Origin of the sequence: Bacteroides sp. OF03-11BH (assembly GCF_003604005.1) — a bacterium.
In the GTDB taxonomy this organism is placed as follows: Bacteria; Bacteroidota; Bacteroidia; order Bacteroidales; family Bacteroidaceae; genus Bacteroides; species Bacteroides ovatus.
The window spans coordinates 140,632-160,570 of record NZ_QTMW01000009.1 but is presented as its reverse complement, the minus strand read 5'-3'; the positions used below and the strand labels follow the sequence as shown (position 1 = coordinate 160,570).

At 40.8% G+C, this 19,939-nt stretch carries 24 protein-coding genes and 1 pseudogene; 12 read left to right on the top strand and 13 right to left on the bottom strand.

Translation table 11 applies throughout. The annotated features are described in order from the left end of the window. Positions 1-44 precede the first annotated feature (44 nt). Positions 45-737 (top strand): HAD family hydrolase, encoded by a 693-nt coding sequence (locus tag DXA54_RS09290; RefSeq protein ID WP_004316267.1) that lies wholly within the window; start codon positions 45-47, stop codon positions 735-737. 74 nt (positions 738-811) lie between these two features. Here the strand turns inward: DXA54_RS09290 and DXA54_RS09285 are convergent, their stop codons facing one another. Continuing rightward, positions 812-1,591: a response regulator transcription factor gene (locus tag DXA54_RS09285; RefSeq protein WP_008650115.1), complete on the bottom strand. Its 780-nt coding sequence runs from the start codon at positions 1,589-1,591 to the stop codon at positions 812-814. Between the two features lie 87 nt (positions 1,592-1,678). Between DXA54_RS09285 and DXA54_RS09280 the strand changes: the two genes are divergently transcribed. Next, entirely contained in the window at positions 1,679-2,350 is a 672-nt protein-coding gene (locus DXA54_RS09280) for a DUF1349 domain-containing protein (RefSeq protein ID WP_207903497.1), read from the top strand. Positions 2,351-2,448: 98 nt separating this feature from the next. Here DXA54_RS09280 and DXA54_RS09275 read toward each other — a convergent pair. Beyond that, positions 2,449-2,814 (bottom strand): annotated as a pseudogene (locus tag DXA54_RS09275) (DNA glycosylase AlkZ-like family protein); the annotation flags it as partial. Continuing rightward, on the bottom strand, positions 2,811-3,359 hold the full coding sequence (locus tag DXA54_RS09270) for a WG repeat-containing protein (RefSeq protein WP_120079293.1): 549 nt from the start codon (positions 3,357-3,359) through the stop codon (positions 2,811-2,813). The gene DXA54_RS09270 and the pseudogene DXA54_RS09275, both read right to left, overlap by 4 nt. Before the next feature lie 186 nt (positions 3,360-3,545). Here DXA54_RS09270 and DXA54_RS09265 point away from each other — a divergent pair, with 186 nt between their 5' ends. The 4 genes from DXA54_RS09265 to DXA54_RS09250 all read left to right on the top strand — a co-directional run bounded on the left by DXA54_RS09265 (position 3,546) and on the right by DXA54_RS09250 (position 7,085). Beyond that, positions 3,546-4,775 carry a 3-phosphoshikimate 1-carboxyvinyltransferase gene (locus DXA54_RS09265; protein ID WP_032846805.1) on the top strand — a complete coding sequence of 410 codons (1,230 nt, stop codon included), beginning with the start codon at positions 3,546-3,548 and terminating at the stop codon, positions 4,773-4,775. A 12-nt stretch (positions 4,776-4,787) separates the two neighbouring features. After that, positions 4,788-5,357: a Crp/Fnr family transcriptional regulator gene (locus DXA54_RS09260; RefSeq protein ID WP_004306591.1), complete on the top strand. Its 570-nt coding sequence runs from the start codon at positions 4,788-4,790 to the stop codon at positions 5,355-5,357. 74 nt (positions 5,358-5,431) lie between these two features. Next, positions 5,432-6,148, top strand: coding sequence for an SDR family NAD(P)-dependent oxidoreductase (locus tag DXA54_RS09255; protein WP_004323455.1), 717 nt, complete (start codon positions 5,432-5,434; stop codon positions 6,146-6,148). Between the two features lie 187 nt (positions 6,149-6,335). After that, on the top strand, positions 6,336-7,085 hold the full coding sequence (locus tag DXA54_RS09250) for an N-acetyltransferase (RefSeq protein ID WP_004306589.1): 750 nt from the start codon (positions 6,336-6,338) through the stop codon (positions 7,083-7,085). 56 nt (positions 7,086-7,141) lie between these two features. Here DXA54_RS09250 and DXA54_RS09245 read toward each other — a convergent pair whose 3' ends face one another. Next, positions 7,142-8,143, bottom strand: a complete 1,002-nt coding sequence (locus DXA54_RS09245) for a M28 family metallopeptidase (RefSeq protein ID WP_032848958.1) — start codon at positions 8,141-8,143, stop codon at positions 7,142-7,144. A gap of 36 nt (positions 8,144-8,179) precedes the next feature. Further along, positions 8,180-9,307 (bottom strand): leucine-rich repeat domain-containing protein, encoded by a 1,128-nt coding sequence (locus tag DXA54_RS09240; RefSeq protein ID WP_004323465.1) that lies wholly within the window; start codon positions 9,305-9,307, stop codon positions 8,180-8,182. Between the two features lie 114 nt (positions 9,308-9,421). Here DXA54_RS09240 and DXA54_RS09235 point away from each other — a divergent pair, with 114 nt between their 5' ends. From DXA54_RS09235 to DXA54_RS09215, 5 genes are all read left to right on the top strand, one after another. Next, positions 9,422-9,865 (top strand): hypothetical protein, encoded by a 444-nt coding sequence (locus tag DXA54_RS09235; protein ID WP_004299271.1) that lies wholly within the window; start codon positions 9,422-9,424, stop codon positions 9,863-9,865. A gap of 4 nt (positions 9,866-9,869) precedes the next feature. Then, positions 9,870-10,679 (top strand): metal ABC transporter permease, encoded by an 810-nt coding sequence (locus tag DXA54_RS09230; RefSeq protein ID WP_004307944.1) that lies wholly within the window; start codon positions 9,870-9,872, stop codon positions 10,677-10,679. A 13-nt stretch (positions 10,680-10,692) separates the two neighbouring features. Continuing rightward, on the top strand, positions 10,693-11,106 hold the full coding sequence (gene tsaE, locus DXA54_RS09225) for a tRNA (adenosine(37)-N6)-threonylcarbamoyltransferase complex ATPase subunit type 1 TsaE (RefSeq protein ID WP_004323470.1): 414 nt from the start codon (positions 10,693-10,695) through the stop codon (positions 11,104-11,106). Continuing rightward, the gene (locus DXA54_RS09220; RefSeq protein ID WP_004299265.1) at positions 11,103-11,330 is read left to right on the top strand and encodes an immunity 17 family protein; all 228 of its coding nucleotides are present in this window, start codon (positions 11,103-11,105) and stop codon (positions 11,328-11,330) included. Before tsaE ends, DXA54_RS09220 begins: the two co-directional genes overlap by 4 nt. Before the next feature lie 71 nt (positions 11,331-11,401). Then, positions 11,402-11,695 carry a nucleotidyltransferase family protein gene (locus DXA54_RS09215; RefSeq protein WP_004299263.1) on the top strand — a complete coding sequence of 98 codons (294 nt, stop codon included), beginning with the start codon at positions 11,402-11,404 and terminating at the stop codon, positions 11,693-11,695. A 57-nt stretch (positions 11,696-11,752) separates the two neighbouring features. On the opposite strand, the gene DXA54_RS09210 is transcribed toward DXA54_RS09215, so the two are convergent. From DXA54_RS09210 to DXA54_RS09185, 6 genes are all read right to left on the bottom strand, one after another. Beyond that, positions 11,753-13,063, bottom strand: a complete 1,311-nt coding sequence (locus DXA54_RS09210; protein WP_004299260.1) for a DUF58 domain-containing protein — start codon at positions 13,061-13,063, stop codon at positions 11,753-11,755. A gap of 188 nt (positions 13,064-13,251) precedes the next feature. Continuing rightward, positions 13,252-14,226: an AAA family ATPase gene (locus DXA54_RS09205; RefSeq protein ID WP_004306583.1), complete on the bottom strand. Its 975-nt coding sequence runs from the start codon at positions 14,224-14,226 to the stop codon at positions 13,252-13,254. Between the two features lie 11 nt (positions 14,227-14,237). Further along, complete coding sequence (locus tag DXA54_RS09200; protein WP_120079291.1) at positions 14,238-15,509, bottom strand: DUF4350 domain-containing protein; 1,272 nt, start codon at positions 15,507-15,509, stop codon at positions 14,238-14,240. Then, positions 15,506-16,123, bottom strand: coding sequence for a DUF4129 domain-containing protein (locus DXA54_RS09195; RefSeq protein WP_120079289.1), 618 nt, complete (start codon positions 16,121-16,123; stop codon positions 15,506-15,508). The genes DXA54_RS09200 and DXA54_RS09195 overlap by 4 nt, the downstream gene beginning before the upstream one ends. 16 nt (positions 16,124-16,139) lie before the next feature. Beyond that, entirely contained in the window at positions 16,140-17,078 is a 939-nt protein-coding gene (locus DXA54_RS09190) for a hypothetical protein (RefSeq protein WP_008025062.1), read from the bottom strand. Then, a complete protein-coding gene (locus DXA54_RS09185; protein WP_004306579.1) occupies positions 17,059-18,021 on the bottom strand; it encodes a stage II sporulation protein M in 963 nt (320 codons plus the stop codon). Before DXA54_RS09185 ends, DXA54_RS09190 begins: the two co-directional genes overlap by 20 nt. A 101-nt stretch (positions 18,022-18,122) precedes the next feature. Between DXA54_RS09185 and DXA54_RS09180 the strand changes: the two genes are divergently transcribed. Beyond that, a complete protein-coding gene (locus tag DXA54_RS09180; protein WP_008025064.1) occupies positions 18,123-18,848 on the top strand; it encodes an RDD family protein in 726 nt (241 codons plus the stop codon). 213 nt (positions 18,849-19,061) lie between these two features. On the opposite strand, the gene DXA54_RS09175 is transcribed toward DXA54_RS09180, so the two are convergent. Next, positions 19,062-19,397, bottom strand: a complete 336-nt coding sequence (locus DXA54_RS09175; RefSeq protein ID WP_004306577.1) for a hypothetical protein — start codon at positions 19,395-19,397, stop codon at positions 19,062-19,064. 39 nt (positions 19,398-19,436) lie between these two features. Continuing rightward, positions 19,437-19,751 (bottom strand): thioredoxin, encoded by a 315-nt coding sequence (gene trxA / locus DXA54_RS09170; protein ID WP_004306576.1) that lies wholly within the window; start codon positions 19,749-19,751, stop codon positions 19,437-19,439. Positions 19,752-19,939 lie beyond the last annotated feature (188 nt).

Genomic DNA, 19,939 nt, shown 5'->3' with positions numbered 1-19,939 from the left:
TATCAAACAGATGATCTAAAATTCACCATTAACGACGAAAACCGATGAAAGAACTTATTAAAGTCATTGCTTTTGATGCAGACGATACCTTGTGGAGCAATGAACCTTTTTTCCAGGAAATAGAGAAACAATATACAGACCTATTAAAGCCTTATGGCACTTCTGAAGATATTTCAGCCGCTTTATTTCAAACAGAAATGAATAATCTGAAATATCTCGGCTATGGAGCCAAAGCCTTCACCATTTCTATGGTAGAGACAGCTTTGCATGTGAGTGGACAAAAGATTTCAGGTACAGACATCCAACATATTATTGAATTAGGCAAATCATTACTGAAAATGCCTATTGAACTATTGCCGGGAGTAAAAGAAACGCTTAAAGTGTTGAAAGAGAAGGGTAAATACAAATTAGTAGTTGCCACTAAAGGAGACTTACTCGATCAGGAGAATAAGCTGGAACGTTCCGGATTAGCCTCTTATTTCGATCACATTGAAGTGATGTCCGATAAAACAGAGAAAGAATATCAACGAATGTTGAATATCTTACAGATTGCTCCTTCCGAATTTGTCATGATTGGCAATTCTCTGAAATCGGACATTCAACCTGTTCTATCGCTGGGAGGATATGGCATACATATTCCTTTTGAAGTGATGTGGAAACATGAAGTAGTAGACACATTCACACATGACCATCTGAAACAGGTGAAAAGATTTGATGAGTTGCTGCTTTTGTTTTAAATAAGTTCTGTTCTTTCTTCAGATAAGCTTCAAATCTGAAGAAAGAAATCAGTAAACAATGCCATCTTATTGAATTACAAATCCAACAGTTTCATCAATTCAGCAGCCCGACACGCTTCTATCGAATTACCGACAGAGAGTTTCTCCAAAATATTCTGCCGGTGTCGATTGACTGTATTCACACTAATATAAAGGGCAGCTGCAATTTCTTTACTAGATAGTCCTTTACGTATACAGCGAAGTATTTCCTTTTCGCGTTCGGATAGGATATTGCGATGTTCTTCCGAAAGAAAGAGCATTTCGACTTCTCCACGTTCCATATGGGTAATAGTGGGATATATCCCCTGCTCCGTTCGTTGATCTGCAGACAAGATATAAAGACAAAAAATCAACCATACACTTCCGGAAGGAGTATTTTCCATAATCTGCACTAAATTATCAATATACTGATAGACTCCTTTCTCATTCATCATACGTATTCTGCATCTTCCCCGGTACTTCAACCGTTCTTCGGAAGACATCGAAAAGGTCTTCTGAAAAAACTGATACTCCAATAACCGCTTTTCTACCAAGTCTTCAGGATGAATACGCCGATAAATACAATCTTCATCCATAGAATCAATCACACTTAAAGCAGCTTCTTCGGGAGTCAACCCTAGAAAATGCGCCCAAGGATGAACGGCAATGTAACTTTTCCTATTCGAAAGATCTGAAATAACAGCACATCCACCATTAATCTCCGTCAATGAATGAATAAAGCGTTGATGTTGCTCTACAACTCCATTGTCCAATATTTCATCGGCTATCAGTTGTGTCGCATAAACTTCATCTATTTCCTTTTGTAATACGTCCATCTTATAAAATGGTTATTATTCAATATTGTTGCACACGGAGGTATGACCTATCTTTGCACCACAAAGATAAAGATAATCAAATTAGAAATGATCATGAAACATTTAAAAATCAAAATCATGTCAATAGCCTTTATGGCAGTAGCAACTTCTTCTATGGCACAAAGTTTGAATAAGATGAACTGGCTGAACGAGCCTCAACAGTGGGAAATAAAAGATAGCAAAACCTTAGTGATGGATGTTCCTGCAAAAACAGACTTTTGGAGGATTTCTCATTATGGATTCACAGTGGACGACGGACCTTTCTATTATGCGACTTATGGTGGAGAATTTGAAGCCAAAGTAAAGATAACCGGCAACTATGTCACTACCTTTGACCAAATGGGATTAATGCTGCGCATCGACCATGAGAACTGGATAAAAGCAGGTGTGGAATACGTCGATGACAAACAGAATGTAAGTGCCGTAGTTACGCATCGGACTAGCGACTGGAGTGTAGTACAATTGCCGGATGCCCCCCGCTCTATATGGATAAAAGCAGTCCGTCGCTTGGATGCAGTAGAAATATTTTTCTCACGTGACGACAAAGAATATATCATGATACGCACGTGTTGGTTGCAAGATAATTGTCCTGTCATGGTTGGATTGATGGGAGCTTGTCCGGACGGCAAAGGTTTCACTGCTACATTCGAAGAGTTTAAAGTGACTCCATTAGCCGATCAACGAAGACTGGAATGGGCAAAAAGGCAAGTGAACAAATAAAAATCAGTCCTGATGCTATTTATTTAAATAAGGAGAAAGCTCTTTATAATATAAATGTGGTAGTATATCTTACTCTAAATGTTCCATTTTTAAGATGTTTTCTCCAACAGATTATGACTTTTCGTATAGAGTTCTTCAGAAATTTCCAAGTCATGACCTTTCGCATAAGACTCATTAGCAGATATAATACGCCCGGCGGAAAGTTTCAACATCCATCGGATATCTTCTGCCGCAACGAGATGCCATGTCGGACGCATTACATGAGTTCGCAGGATTTCACCATCACGAAGCGCTTTTTCCACTGTCTCAATCGTTGCTGACTTCAGACGCATTCCCACTGCCCATTTCACCATAGAATAATTCTGTGCCTGCATAGCTCCCATCCAGGACACGAGTTCCTTTGGTTGAGAGAAAAGAGGACTTAATAACTGTTGATTAAGTAAACGTATATTCGATATTTTCATTTTAATTTATTGCTATTTTTATCAATATAAAACCAATCATCACTTTGCCAGGTCCAATGCTCTCCATAATCATCCAGTTCCTTTCTTTTTCCGGTATAGGTCACTTTAGCCTTACCATCCTTGAAAGGACAAACGAAAGCAAACTGTGGTTTGATGATAACATTCCCCAATGTATCGGCAAACCCCATCAGCATCTCATCATTTATGATACGAAAAAGTCCTTCCTCTACATAATCCGGTCCATTATCAAAACTAAAGGCATAAAAAAGTTTTTCTCCTTTGTTATTGATAGTTGTCCATCCGGGTTTATGGGGTTCCATTACAAAACCGATATGCCGTATGGTATCACTTCCTCCATAATGATATTTACCAAAAGGAATCACCGTATCACCTTGTTCATTCAAATAACAGACAGAAGATCCTAATTCCGGATATTCAGTTGACATATAAGCAATAAGGATTGAATGATCCGACTGTTTTTGACCGTCCAAACAACCAGTCATAAAAATGCAAAACAATAAGGCATACAAAGATTTTAGTTTCATGAGCTTATTATTAGTATATTGCAAATATAAAATTTCTTTCCATACAAATCATTGTTAATGATAAAAAGAATAAATAAGAAGATACAGATATTGCCTCAACTCCTTAGCCAAGAGTCAAAACCAGTTGGAAGTCTCCGAATAAATCTCTACTTTTGTACTCCATAACAAAGAATAGATCAAGAAATGATGCTCTATAAACTCATCCCTCCTTCAGTAGTAACAGCAACTATCCAGTTGCCGGCTTCTAAAAGTATCAGTAATCGTGCATTAATCATCAATGCGCTGGGCAAAGGTATTTATCCTCCTGAAAACCTGTCCGATTGCGACGATACACAGGTGATGATAAAAGCTCTCACCGAAGGGAAAGAGACGATTGACATTATGGCTGCGGGCACTGCTATGCGTTTCCTTACCGCCTATTTAAGTGTGACTCCGGGGGAACGGACAATCACAGGAACAGCCCGTATGCAGCAACGCCCGATACAGATATTAGTCAATGCGCTCCGGGAATTAGGAGCTGAAATAGAGTATGTCCACCATGAAGGATATCCTCCCTTATGTATCAAAGGGGCAGAGTTGAAAGGAAATGAAATAACCTTGAAAGGAAATGTAAGTTCCCAATATATATCTGCTCTATTGATGATAGGTCCGGCACTCAAAGACGGTTTGACTTTGCATTTAAGCGGAGAGATTATTTCCCGCCCTTATATCAATCTTACATTGCAACTGATGCAGGACTTTGGAGCCAAAGCCGCATGGACTTCTCCCAATAGCATATCCGTTGCTCCACAACTTTATCAGAGCATTCCTTTCAAAGTGGAAAGTGACTGGAGCGCAGCTTCCTATTGGTATCAGATTGCCGCCTTATCTCCCAAAGCAGAAATTGAATTATTGGGGTTGTTTCATAACAGTTATCAGGGAGATAGTCGGGGAGCGGAAGTTTTCTCACGCTTAGGTATAACTACCGAATTTACATCGCAAGGTGTGAAACTGAAAAAAACAGGCAAAGCGCCGGAAAGACTGGAAGAAGACTTTGTCGACATTCCGGATTTGGCACAGACATTCGTTGTTACCTGTGCCTTGCTGAATATCCCTTTCCGTTTCACCGGATTACAAAGCCTGAAAATAAAAGAGACTGACCGTATTGCCGCCCTGCGAGCCGAGCTTAAAAAACTGGGATATGTGATCGAGGAAGAAAATGACAGTATATTAATGTGGAATGGCGAACGATGTGAACCGGAAGAAACTCCGGTGATTGAAACCTACGAAGACCATCGGATGGCAATGGCATTTGCACCGGCAATTATCCGCCATCCCAATCTACTTATTGCCGATCCGCAAGTCGTTACCAAATCATATCCCGGATACTGGGAAGATTTGAAACAGGCCGGATTTCAGGTTATAAACGAAGGCTAATTTTCATACGCTGTGGAAGATTTCAACAAATATACTTCCCACATCAACTACTCCCCTATTGTAGATTTTGTATTACAACAGGGGAAGCAGACCTATTATAAGAAAGGAGACTACTTTTCCCGCCAGGGAGAAGTATGCAAAACAATGGGGTTCGTCAGTTCCGGTTCTTTCCGGTACTGTTGCACCAACAGTGTAGGCGAAAACAGCATTGTAGGCTATACTTTCGATCATTCTTTTGTTGGCAACTATCCGGCTTTTCAGTTACAGGATAAATCAAATGTAGATATACAAGCCTTGTGTGACTGCTCGGTATACGTAATCAATTATCAGCAAATGGCAGACTTCTACGATACCAACGACGCTCACCAAAAATTGGGACGTCGCATTGCAGAAACTTTGCTGTGGGAAGTCTACGACCGGATGATTTCAATGTACAGCCTGACACCGGAAGAACGCTATCTTGAAATTATCAACCGTTGTCCCGACTTACTGAAACTGATAACTTTAAAAGAACTGGCTTCCTATCTTCTGATTCGTCCCGAAACATTAAGTCGTATCCGAAGAAAAGTCGTACAAAAATAAATTCTTGATTTCAATCAAGAGTTTATTTATTCCCTACCCTTACTTTTGCGGGCAAACAAAGTATATTGTATTTCATGAAAAAAATTATAATTATAGGTGCAACTTCCGGCATCGGTCGTGGATTGGCAGAAGTCTATTCTCAAGAAGATTATCTTATCGGCATTACCGGTCGCAGAGAAAATCTATTAGAAGAGGTATGCGCCCGGGACAAAGACAAACTATTCTATCAAGTGTGCGACATCACCGATACACAAGCTACCATTTCATCCCTCGAAACTCTCACTCAAAAGATGGGTGGAATGGATATATTGATTATCTGTGCCGGGACCGGAGAACTAAACCCCGAACTCTCCTACCAATTGGAAGAACCTACCTTACTAACGAACGTGATAGGATTCACCAACATCGCAGACTGGGGTTTCCGATATTTCGAACAGCAAAAAAGCGGACATCTGGTTACTATTTCCTCTGTTGGAGGTACACGCGGCAGTGGCATCGCTCCGGCCTACAATGCGTCGAAAGCCTATCAAATCAACTATATGGAAGGATTACGACAAAAAGCAACTAAATCTCCTTATTCTATTTACACTACCGATATTCGTCCCGGATTTGTAGACACCGCTATGGCAAAAGGAGAAGGATTATTCTGGGTTACTCCCGTTGATAAAGCTGTGAAACAAATTAAAAAGGCTATTTCTAAAAAGAAAAAAGTAGCTTTCATTTCCAAAAGATGGAGGTATGTAACTATTCTGTTTCGTCTGTTGCCATCTGCTATTTATTGCCGGATGTAAAGTTCTACCTGTTCTCCACCTCTCTATATAGTAAGAAAAGAAACTTTCGTGAATTCTACAACCTGGCAAGAGAGATTATCTACACAAATTCACTATCTTTGCAAAGATAGCCCGTCAACAGACCAACAAAGGACTATTATTGCTACATGGACCGACTGATAATACCTAACTTGAAACAAAGGTGTATATGAATACTAATTTTGTTAACTTAACAACAGAAAATCTTTCTAATGAGCATTTATGCTGCATTATCCGCAGCAAAAAGTCCCATCCTGGTATTGAAGCAAAGCGGCAATGGCTTTCCGACCGACTGAATGAAGGCCATGTCTTTAGAAAGTTAAATGCAAAAGCTACGGTTTTTATTGAATATGCTCCTCTTGAAACAGCTTGGGTTCCCGTCATCGGCGACAACTATTATTATCTGTATTGTTTATGGGTGTTAGGTAGCCCCCGAGGAAACGGATATGGGAAAGCATTAATAGAGTATTGTATAACTGATGCCAAAGAAAAAGGTAGATCCGGCATTTGTATGCTCGGGGCAAAAAAACAGAAGAGCTGGCTTTCCGACCAATCATTTGCAAAGAAATTTGGTTTTGAGGTGGTTGACACTACCGATAACGGATATGAATTGCTTGCTCTTTCTTTTGACGGAACAGTACCGAAGTTCGCGCCAAATGCCAAGAATCTGAAAATAGAAAGTGAGGAACTGACGATTTATTATGATATGCAATGTCCCTATATCTATAAATACATTGAAATGATCAAACAATATTGTGAAACAAATGATGTCCCTGTTTCTTTTATTCAGGTAGATACGCTACAGAAAGCAAAAGAGTTACCGTGTGTTTTTAATAATTTTGCTGTATTTTATAAAGGAAGTTTTGAGACTGTGAATTTGCCACCTATCGACTATTTAAAAAGAATACTCAAAAAATAAGAAATACAATCCTGACTTTTCCCGTTAATTATCAGGATTGTATTTTATCTGCTTCATTAAAAGGACTTCTCATTTGCCATCTTCCACATATTGAGAAAAGAGGCTTTGGTGATTTCTACTATCTTATCCCAATTCAATCGGTCGGCATGATCGGAAGGCTGGTGATAATCAGGATGCCCGTCCGTATGATACCAGATAATCGGAATACCTACTTTGGCAAACGAACCATTATCACTTCCTCCTATCGGATTTTCCCAAGCGCGGTAATCCGGTTCCAATTGCAAACCGTATTTTCTGATATCCTCTTTCAACCAATCCCCAAAGACCGGGTGGGCGGATGTATAGAAATAAACGACCTGTTTGGGTTGTTGAGGTTTGTTGTTACGGCCAATCATGTCAAAGTTCAGATAGCCTTTGATTTGAGATAGGAAAGAACAAGTTTGTACAAAATATTTAGAGCCAAGCAGTCCTTTTTCTTCTCCATCCCAAAAAGCAAAGATTACATTTCTTTCGGGTTGCTGTCCACTGGCTAAAAAGGCTCTTGCTATTTGCAGCACTGCCGATACACCGGAAGCATTATCGTCAGCACCATTGTATATTTGGTCGCCATCGAGTGCAGGATCAATACCTAAATGGTCGAAATGCGCCCCCACAATCACATATTCTTTGGTATTTTTACCAGGAATCATTCCCAATACATTCCTCATGGAAAGCTTCTGATGAACTTCCTGTTTCAGTTTAGCTATGGAATCAGGATGCACTTCCAGACGTCCTTTTTTCTGACGTTCTTTACGGTAAGCATCAAAAGGCTGGAAATAGCTGTCAGCCAAAGGTGATACTCCCATCCATTGTAATAAAGAAGCAATATACTCCGAGGTCACACGTGAACCATGAAAACCTGCCTCACGGCCTTGCAATTCATCACTAGCCAAAAAGTTGATAGTAGCTTCGGCAGAGGAACGGTTGATACTCTGCAACCCTTTTTCTACGTTAGTTTGGGCAGATAACAACAATGAAAAATTACACAAAAAAGAGAGAAGCAGAATGTTTTTCTTCATGATGTATATAAGATTTAAGAAACAATCGTCCATACTTTACTTATTTTCAACTATCCAGTTTTTATCATTCAAGATATTTCTATTACAATCATCTGCTCCCGGATTATCATTAAAAGAAATCCGATATTGGCGGGGAGGAGTCGGATAATAAATAGCAGGTTCCAGCACTTGCCCCAAGGAATCAAACAGTGTATTCAAGGCATCCTCATCCAATTGATTCGAGTGACAATAAAGATGTTCTAACAGACTTCCTTGCGGTACCATTAAACGAGTTAGCTGATTATGTTCACAACGCAATTCACTAATATTAGAGTTATCGGACAGATCAAGTTCGGTCAATTTGTTGTATGAGCAACTTAATTCCCTTAAAGAAGGGCAACATTTCAATATATCAGTAATTGATTGGAAAGCACATCCTTGTATCAATATCGCAGAAATTGAAGTCTTCTCGTTCAATTCCAGATGTGACAATACTTCATTAGAACTCAAATCAATATCGCGCAATGCCGGCAAGCTTTTAAGGGAAAGGGAAGAAAAACCATTATAAGAACAATATAAACTTTCCGCTTCCGGATGACTACCAAACTCTATTGAAGTCAATTTTGGATTAGAATAAACTTGTATAGATCGCAATCGGAAACAATCCTCAATCTCCAAATGCTCCAAATCAGCGAAACTACCGATATTAATACTTTCCACATTAGGACAGAAGGTATTCAAGTCCAATTCGCGAGTATCAGAAATGCTATTCAAAGCCAGTGATTTCATTCGCGGCATATTTCCCAAATAAAGATGACTCAAAGGAAGAAGCAAACCACTTATATCGATAAGCTGCAGCTCTTCAGCCCAAATCCTCACTTCATATAATCCTTTATTTCCATATCTATATACCACTCCGCCACTCATTGAAGAAGGATCTTCTATTTTCTGTATACGACCGTTTCCCCAATCTATCACCATTCGTCCCCCACTTGCTACAATGTCCAACTGCCGCCAGTCTCCTACAACATTCACTGTAAAGCGAATCGTGTTTTCATCTGTCAATGCCGGAAATTCAAAATCATCTCCAAACACTCTGTTATCCGTATCTTTACAGGCAGCAAGGGTAGTGAATAAGATAACCACCCACATACTCCGAACGAATAATATACTCTGTCTTTTCATCTTATATTTGAGTTAGTAACATACAAAAGTACGAAAGAAATAGATAGCATACACGATAGAATACAAATTTATAAGTAACTTTGCACAAAATTGATTGGTAACTGTTATATTGTCATGTGGATACTTATTATAAGTCTGGTGTTGCTGGGTGTCATTGCGCTGATAGCCGGAATTATCCGCAACAAAAGACTGCAAAAGAAAATAGAAAAGGGCGAACTGGACCGTATGCCGGAAGTGAAGGAAGTAGATGTGGAATGCTGCGGACAACACGAAGTATGCGAACGGGATAGCCTGCTGGCAGCTGTCAGCAAAAAGATAGAATATTACGATGACGAAGAACTGGACCAGTTCATTGGCAAGGCAGGAGATGCGTATACAGAAGAAGAAACAGAAATGTTTCGGGATGTATTGTATACGACACTGGATGTAGAAGTGGCCGGATGGGTACGTAGCCTTCAGCTCCGTGGCATTGAACTACCGGATGATCTCAAAGACGAAGTTTTTCTGATTATCGGAGAAAGAAGAAACATAGAAGTAAAAAAGGCAGATGACAGGTGATGTGATGGATTTACTACAATATACATTCTTTCAACACGCCCTATTGGGAAGTCTGCTGGCAAGCATTGCCTGTGGGATTATCGGTACATATATTGTAACCCGCCGCCTGGTATTTATCAGCGGAGGAATCACTCATGCTTCTTTCGGAGGAATCGGGTTAGGATTGTTTGCCGGAATTTCCCCGATACTATCGGCAGCCGTATTCTCGGTATTATCTGCTTTTGGCGTCGAATGGCTTAGCAGACGGAAAGATATGCGCGAAGATTCTGCCATTGCAGTATTCTGGACGTTAGGGATGGCACTCGGAATTATGTTCAGCTTCCTGTCACCGGGATTTGCGCCCGACCTGTCGGCTTACCTCTTCGGCAATATACTGACCATCAACCAAATCGACTTATGGATGCTCGGCATATTGGCACTCATACTGACCGGATTCTTTTATCTGTTTATCCGCCCTATCGTATATATTGCCTTTGACCGTGAGTTTGCACGTTCGCAAAAGATTCCGGTAGAGATTTTTGAATATGTACTGATGATGTTCATCGCACTGACCATTGTAGCCTGCCTGCGAATGGTAGGCATCGTATTGGCCATTTCTCTTCTCACCATTCCACAGATGACAGCCAACTTGTTCACCTATAGTTTCAAGAAGATTATCTGGTTATCAATCGGCATCGGTTTCTTGGGCTGCTTGGGTGGATTATTTATTTCTTATCACTGGAAAGTCCCTTCGGGAGCTTCCATCATATTCTTCTCTATCCTGATTTACGCTGTTTGTAAAATCGGAAAGAGTTGTTGCAGGAAAAAGTCATAATAATAGATAGTATATGGAAATCAAAATTCAATCACTGGAAAGTATCCATGAAGCAGCCCGTGAATTTATCGCTGCTATGGGCGACAACACTGTATTTGCTTTATACGGAAAGATGGGTGCCGGCAAAACGACATTTGTCAAAGCACTTTGCGAAGCATTGGGCGTAACGGATGTTATCACTTCTCCTACTTTTGCTATTGTCAACGAATACCGTTCGGACGAAACCGGAGAGTTAATCTATCACTTTGATTTTTACCGCATCAAGAAGCTAAGCGAAGTGTACGACATGGGTTACGAAGACTATTTCTACAGTGGCGCTCTCTGCTTTATCGAATGGCCGGAACTGGTAGAAGAACTACTTCCGGGAAATGCCGTAAAAGTAACGATTGAAGAACTGGAAAACGGAAATAGAGTAATCAGACTATGACCGGACAATATATCGTACAAGGAATCTTTGCGCTGGCAGGAATCGTCTCCCTGCTGGCGTCATTGCTGAACTGGGACTGGTTCTTTACAACGCGCAACGCACAAACCATTGTCCGGAATGTAGGACGCAACCGGGCAAGGCTCTTCTATGGAATACTGGGAATTATCATCATTGGAATGGCTGTATTCTTCTTTGTGGAAACACGGAAAGCCATAGGAGGATAATATGTTTTTAAGAGAATCCTTTTGTTTTCTTCCCATTTTTTACTATTTTTGTATGAAAGGAGGATAGAAAAGTGAAAACAACCAATGAATATCTTACAAAAATTCGCCAATTCAAACAACAGTTTGCCGAGAAATATGGAATTATTTCTATTGGTATTTTTGGTTCTGTTGCCCGTGGAGAGCAACATGAAGAGAGTGATTTGGATGTTTTTGTTGAACTAAAGGATCCGGACCCTTTTATTATGTTTGATATTAAAGAAGAACTGGAACGTATATGTAACTGCAAAATAGACCTCCTTCGTTTGCGTAAAAACCTCCGTTCACTTATTTCCCAAAGAATAGCAAGAGATGGAATATACGCTTAAAGAAGAAAACATCTTCCTCCTTTAAAAGAGACAGTTGAACAAATTATAAAAGACTTATCATAGTAGTTGTCGTGACTTCATCTCCAGATACTTATTAATCACATCAATCGAAAGATTCTCCGGTGTAGTTAATAAAGAATAGATTCCATGTTGTTTCAAAGTAGATACAATCAGCCGCTTCTCGTAAGCGAACTTTTCTGCAATCACGTGACGATAGTAGCTTTCCGTATCTTTTGCCGGTTGGGCGATATATTCCTTCAAATCGACATCTTCAAAAAAGACTACGAGCAAACGGTGTTGGCGGTTTAGTTGTTTCAGGTAAGATAATTGACGGTTCATTCCTCCTATGCTCGAGAAGTTAGTATATAGTACCAGCAGGCTACGCTTACTGACATGTTTGTTCAAATGAACGCAAAGAGCCGAGAAGTCTGTCTCCCCGAAAGTGGTCTGCTGGCTATAAAGACTTTCCAGCAATGTCTGCATATATCCCGGTTGCTTGGAAGCAGGCACGAAAGTATCGAAGTGTTCATCGAAAGTCACTAATCCGGCTTTATCTTCTTTCCGCATGGCAACATACGAAAGCACCAGCGAAGCATTAATTGCATAATCCAGCAAGGTCATTCCACGGAAAGCTTGCTGCATCACTCTACCTTTATCGATCACATTATAAATCTGCTGTGAACGTTCGTCTTGGTACACATTCACCATAAGTTCATGCCGGCGGGCACTTGCTTTCCAGTTAATCGTACGGTAATCATCCCCCTTTACATACTCTTTAATCTGCTCAAACTCCGTATGATGCCCAACCCGGCGAATACGTTTTATTCCCAATTCTGTCAGATTATCACTTATTGCCAGCAATTCATATTGATGGAGCATCAGATATGACGGGTACACTTTGATATCCAAAGGTTCTGCACAAGTATAGCGCCGGGATATAAAGCCGATTTTTCCGGTCACAAAAACTCTGATATGACCGAAAGAGTAAACGCCACGATGAGTAGGTCGAAGACGATAGGTAACTGTTTTTCCCTCGTTTGCTCCAAGCTTCACCTGAAAGTCGACATCACGTTTCTGAAAGATAAAAGGGATCTCATCTATGATTTCTAAAGATACAGGATGCGGATAACTACTTTCTACTCGAATACTTACTTCATTTTCGTCGCCATTAGAGAAACGGTCGGCACACTGACGGAAAGCACGGATTCCACGAATACGATAAAGAGAATATACGTCTGCCAGTACCACCAAAAGCAAGACAAAGAGTGCCCACTGCCCGATAACAAAGAACGGAGCAAAAACATATCCGCTACCCAACAACAGGATAACCAGGACAAGGGCAATATAGAAACGACGAGTTAGAAACAAATGATTTATGAATTATGATTTATGATTTATAATTTCTTGGATTTACGATTTCTTCAACTTACAATTTACAATTTACGTACAGTTTATAATTTACGATTTATGATTTCTTCGATTTATGTTATGAATAGGGTCAGACATCCAACGCGCAGCCCAAATCATAAATCAGAATTCATAAATCATAAATCTTTTCATTTCGGGACTTCCACTTTATCAATTAAGCGTTGTGTCACTTTCACCGGTGAATAGCCTTCCATTTCAGCTTCCGCAGTCAGGATCAGACGGTGCTGAAGTACATAAGGAGCTACAAACTTGATATCTTCCGGTGTCACAAAATCACGTCCCTGCAAAAGAGCATACGCTTTTGACGATTGCAGCATGGCTACAGATGCACGTGGAGAAGCTCCCAAATATACGGCCTTACTGGTACGGGTCTGCTGTACAATCAATGCGATATATTGAAGTAACGTGCGGTCTACGAATACTTGATTCATGAAAGCACGAAGCGACAGCAGTTCTTCCTTGGTAATAGCGGGAGTGATGTCGTCCAACTTCACCAATGCGGCATTGGTATGATGACGTTCCAAGATATTCACTTCCTCTTCCAATGAAGGATAATCCATCGTTATCTTCATCAGAAAACGGTCGAGTTGTGCTTCGGGAAGTTTGTATGTTCCCTCCTGCTCTACCGGATTCTGGGTAGCCAAAATCGTATAAAGATCTCCCATCCGGTGAGTCGTTCCATCAATACTGATCTGGCGCTCTTCCATTACCTCAAACAAGGCAGCTTGTGTCTTGGCAGGAGCACGGTTGATTTCATCGACCAATACAATATCCGCAAAAATCGGTCCCTGATGAAAATCAAAACCATTCGTTTTCATATTAAACACAGTCGTACCTAATACGTCACTTGGCATTAAGTCCGGAGTGAACTGAACACGACTGAAGTCTGCATCAATCAGACGAGCTGTCAAACGGGCCAACAGTGTCTTCGCAACTCCCGGAACACCTTCTATCAATACGTGTCCATTCGCCAAAATCGCCGTCAGTACCAAATCGACTGTCTGCTCCTGCCCTACTATGACGGAAGCAATCCGGTCTTTCAACTCTTGTATCTTCTCGGAAAAGAGAGTTAAATCTACTCGCTGTTCTGTATTCTCTTCCATAAATTTCTTCTTTAGATATGATTGATTATTTCATTCATTTTATCGATATATACCTTCATCTGCTCCGCATCAATAACACGTCCTCCGTAAATCACAGGTCTGACTTCGCGGATAAATTTAGCAATCTCTCCGGCATCCATTCCGGTTTTCCGGGCAATCCGGTGGAAAGAGCGTTCATCGTCGGCCACTTCCTCAATATCCACCTGAATCTCTCTCCGCAGTTCTTCGGCCAAATAGGAAAACTTCTTGCGAACTAAATCCGCATGGTCTTTCTTCTGAAAGTAAAGCGTGCCTATCAGTTCGGTAAATTCAAGAGATTTATTCGCCGGCTCGTGAATAACAGGGATCACCCGTTGCCGCCTCTTCGCTGTGAATATCATAAAGAGCAGGATGGTAATCATTGTCAGATATAGAGCCCAACGAAGCGGCTGGTGTGCCAGAAGATAGCGGAAAGGTGATTGCTGCACCTGTGCCGTCTCCTTCATGTATCCCTCTGTACGAACTATAGGCAGTTTTCCCATCTGCGACAACAGACGGAAAATATAGGTTGCATTCTTGCCATCCAATATACCGTAATTGGTGAAAATCAACGGAGTGGAAACTAAAATCACCTCTCCTTTACCCCACTGACGGGACATCGCTACAGGCATATAAGTAACACTATCTGTTACCAGTGAGTCCGCCTCGGTTTCGTATTTAAATTCATTCGACTCAAGGACTTTCTGTGCCAGTACCCTTTCAGGAAGCGAATCTCCCCAGAAATAAGAAGAGCACAACTGGGGATAAAAATAAAAAGTCTGACGGGGATAAACCGCCGAATCTCCCACCCAGCACAGACTGTCTTTTAACAAGAATGAAGTTGCATATTTCTTCAAAGCCATCGGACTGAAGTAGGAATAATAAGACCTGAAGTTCAAAGTATCTTCCATATATCTGCCAAACAAGGTACTCACCAGCATGATCTTATCTCCGCGTTCCGCCATTTTCAACAGAGCGTTTACATCAATATCCGACAATCGCAAATTATCAGAGATTACCAATATCCCTCTGCGCTGCGTCGTATCTTCCTGCTCCAACTGATAGAGACTTTTTTTCGAAAAGGTGTAGCCCTGTGGCAAAGAAGAAGATAACAGACTATCGAATATCGCGCATCCGAAAGGTTGCTCATCATAATGTCCGAAAGTGGGCTTCCACACAAAGTTCTTCGGCAAATGATATTCTATTGCAAACATGATGAATAGAAAGGCGACAATAAAGATAATGAACCAGCGACTTCCTTTCATGAGACGCCTCCTTTCTCTATTTCTCCCTGCAGAGACTGCATGGTTCGGAAGAGTTCTTCCGTCGCCTCAAAGTTACCATAACGCACCCGCAGGAAATGATTGGTCAGTTGCCGGAAAGCCGGCATCCGTACTTCATTGATATATTGGGTAGGTGTTTTATAAAGTTGCCAGTCAATACGTTCAGCGTCACTAAGTTGTTTCAAAGTTTGCAGATAGAGCAAACGTACTGCTTCCCGGTAATTCTGACGGGAAAGCGCTTCCGCAATCCCTCCCGGAAAATCTACTCCGTAAATGGTGTCTTCTTCAACTGTATAAGGCAACGCATTTTTATGCGAGACCATAAACAATTCCGGGCGTTTCCGATAGACAAACCAAACAATCAGCAACAAAAGAAGAATGGCAATACATACCAGAATAAGCCCTGAATACTCTTCAGCAAAATGACTGCCGAATATTTTGCGCAACAACTCCCCAAACTGCCGACTGATCCACTCAAAGACATTCATCTCCGGAGTAATCAGTTCACAATTATAGTTGTATGCCGGATCAGACTGCCAGAGGGCAATCTGCACCGTATCACAGACTAGTGTATCAGCCGGGGAAGTGAGATTCATCTAGTAGAGGTTTGGTTTAGAGTTTATCAAAATTGTCAATATCACTTTCTACCGTTATGCTATCCACCACTTCCGATGCATGACCATACTGATAAACCAGACCGACGATACCGAATATAGCCGATAAGTAAGAACCATACAACATCAGGATAGAGAACAAATATTGCGCAAAGTTCAGTCCGACTGATGAAGAGGTTGCACCTCCGTCACTCATCGTAAAGATCATTTTTACAATATAAATCACATACCAGGGTATAGAAACGATTCCTTGTAACACACTGGCAATAATCCCCATCACAATTAAAATTAGAAAGACGCCTCCCCAGGTAGCAAATCCCAACCGGAATGTTTTTGCAAATGCCTCACCCAACGAAATGTCTTCAAATAAGTAGATGGGAGCCATTAATGCCAAAGGAACCATAAAGGCGAATAAAAGCGGGATGGTCAGAATGAGTGTGAAAGGTGTCAATACAGCCAATAAGACAATAAAGATCACCGCAAAGATGAATAAAAAGCTACAGGCGATCCCCATCAAAAACAGTCTTTTAACATTACGGAGCAACAACGATTTTATATCGCCGAATACAACCCCGTTCAGGCGTTCTTCCCGTTCATTATACAATCGTACCATCGCATAAATCAAGGAAGTCATCAACAAAGCTCCCAAACATGAAAAAAAGATAACTCCTGCATAATTCAGTGCAAATGAAGGTCCCAGAGCAGCTAAAGGATTATCACTTATTCCTCCGGACGCCTGCATAGCAGTAATATCTGTCATACTTCCCATTAAACCGCTAAAATTTGCGGCTTGAATTAAGCATATAGGGAGTATCAGATAAGTTGAATACTTAAACAATTGTTTCCAATTCTCTTTTATAAAATCAAAAGAAGCGTTCAACTTCTCACCGAAAGGACGTTTCACATACATCGCAATCTTAGGTTTCTGTGATTCCATGTTTTTTTCTATTTGGTAAATAAATATAGTAGAATATAATAAATGCCAGAGAAGTGAATATCACGCCAAGCCTCAACACATCAGGAAGCTCTGTGTGCCGGGTAAGAAAACCTTCTATAAAGCCTGCCATAATGAATACCGGAACAGTGCCGATCACTATTTTCAAGCCTCGCTTCGCTCCTCTCCTAAAAGATTCCAAGCGGGAATAGGTGCCGGGGAACAACCAGCCGTTGCCCAAAGCCAATCCGGCGGCACCGGCCACGATAATTGCCCAAATCTCAAGCGTTCCGTGCAACCAGATGGCAAGACTGGATTCCCACAACAAATCGTGTTGATAAAAGAATGTTTGAAAAGCTCCTACCATGATACCATTGGAGAGAAGCATATACCCTGTTCCAAAACTAGTCAGCAATCCCATTGCAAAGCAGTTGAAAGAGACCATCACGTTATTAAGTGTAATGCCCAAGAACATCGGTACTTCGGAAGAACCATTATATACGGCCATCGGCTCACCATTGGCAATATTGTCGAGTGTCATATCCACATAACCGTTTCCCAATATCAGCCGGACAAAATCCGGGTCATTTGCTGCTGATAATACGCCGATTAATGCGCTGGCAACAAAAATCAAAAAGGAGGTCAGTAATTCGCGCCGTGCATCGTGCATGGTTCGTGGCACTTCCTGTGTCCAGAAGGTAATAATCCGTGTCCACTTCTCGCGTTTATTGCGGTAGATTTCGTTGTGCAACGCTGAAGCCAGATTATTCAGATAAATAGTAATACGGGAAGTTGGGAAATGTGTTTGGGCAAATGCCAGGTCAGCTGTCAAGTCCGTATACGCATCGGCTAGTTGGTCGGGGGACAGACTTGCCGCCCGCTCCACAACTTTCTCTGTCTCCTTCCATTTTTCAATGTTCCGACGAATAAACGTTACTTCTTTCATGCTTTTCAATAGATTTCGGATAAGTTTTGTCCGAAACCGGAAGCAAAAATAAGAGAATTATGATATATTTGCAACGGAATCCTAAAAATGTTTAACCTGAAATGGCAGAATCTACGATAATAACCGGACAATTCGTTCGTATCAGCCAAACGCCCGCCAGTATCGGCGAACGACTGATGGCTTTAATCATCGATTATTTTCTGATCGGGCTTTACATCTTGTCCACTATTACGCTCTTGTCTAAATTAAGTTTACCGTCAGGATTCAGTTTGTTCTTTTTTCTGTGCGTCGTTTATTTACCGATTCTCGGTTATTCTTTTCTTTGCGAGATGTTCAATCACGGACAGAGCTTTGGCAAAAAACTCATCAATATCCGTGTCGTAAAAGTAGACGGTTCTACTCCAAGCATCGGCTCTTATCTGTTACGATGGCTTCTTTTCCCAATTGATGGTCCCATCACAAGTGGCCTTGGACTTCTGGTCGTTTTATTGAATAAGAACAACCAACGATTAGGGGATCTAGCTGCCGGCACTATGGTAATTAAAGAGAAAAACTATCGTAAGATACATGTCAGCTTGGATGAATTTGATTATCTGACCCAAAATTATCATCCGGTATATCCGCAGTCGGCTGATTTATCTCTCGAACAAGTGAATGTAATTACCCGGACTTTGGAATCCAGCGAAAAAGACCGGGCAAGACGTATCACGGCACTTGCCAAAAAAGTACAGGAATTACTTTCCGTTACTCCCCGTGAGGGTAATCAGGAGAAATTTCTTCAGACGATACTTCGCGATTATCAGTATTATGCGTTGGAAGAAATATAACCAGAATACGCTGTTTCAGACTATTCAGGCAAGGGATTATTCTCACCGTAGTGAGAATTAATTCTCATCGCAATGAGTATTTTTTCTCATTGCAGTGAGAACTTTTTCTCATAGGCATAAGAATGTTTGAGAAAAAGCACCGCACAAAAAAGGGGTATACTCACAGAGCACACCCCTTATCTTAATTTTATCTGCAATGAGACCGGACGTCGTTTAGTCCACCTGTCCCAGAGAGTTTCCGTATTCCATTTCTCCCTGAACCACAAAGAGGACTTCTTCAGGATCGTATTCCCCTATTTCATCCTTTTTGGCTTCTTTTACAATGTAAGCCACAACCTCTTCCAAATCGATGTTGACATAGCCGTCTTCATCGGGTTGAGCGTCAAGAATGCCACTTTCAGAGTAATACTCGTCGATTAAATCGAGAAAATAATACAATTCATCGTCCGAGAACTTCTCTTTCAGTTCTTGAGGCAGATAGTTTTTGATAAACTCGATGGTCTTTTCGTCATCGGCATCTGCTAATAAAAAATCGTCTTCCAGTCCCATTTTTTTAAGTATTAAGTGATAAGTATTAAGTATTATCGACTATAAAAGCTTCTTCACCTTTTCTGCGAATACCGGTTTGCCAACTGCACCTACCTGTTTGTCTACTATTTCACCGTTCTTGAAAAACAATACAGTAGGAATATTACGGATACCATATTCAGCAGCCATATCACCATTTTCGTCTACATCGCACTTACCAATGATTACTTGTCCTTCAAACTCCGCAGCCAATTCTTCAATGATAGGAGCCACCATCTTACAAGGGCCACACCAAGGAGCCCAAAAATCTACAACAACCGGTTTTCCTTCTGCAAGAACCTCTTTATAGTTGCTGTCTGTAATTTCTAAAGCCATTTTTTTAAGTATTAATTATTAAACGTTATTTCGTTAGCTTATTCTCGCCACAAATATAATCAATTTATCCTATTGTGATAGACTTTAATTGGAAGTTTTATAATAATCATTGAGAATCATCCATTTACTGGAAAAGTCTAATTTCGCCCCTAAAAATGAACCTTAAATAATTAACTATTATGGTAAAT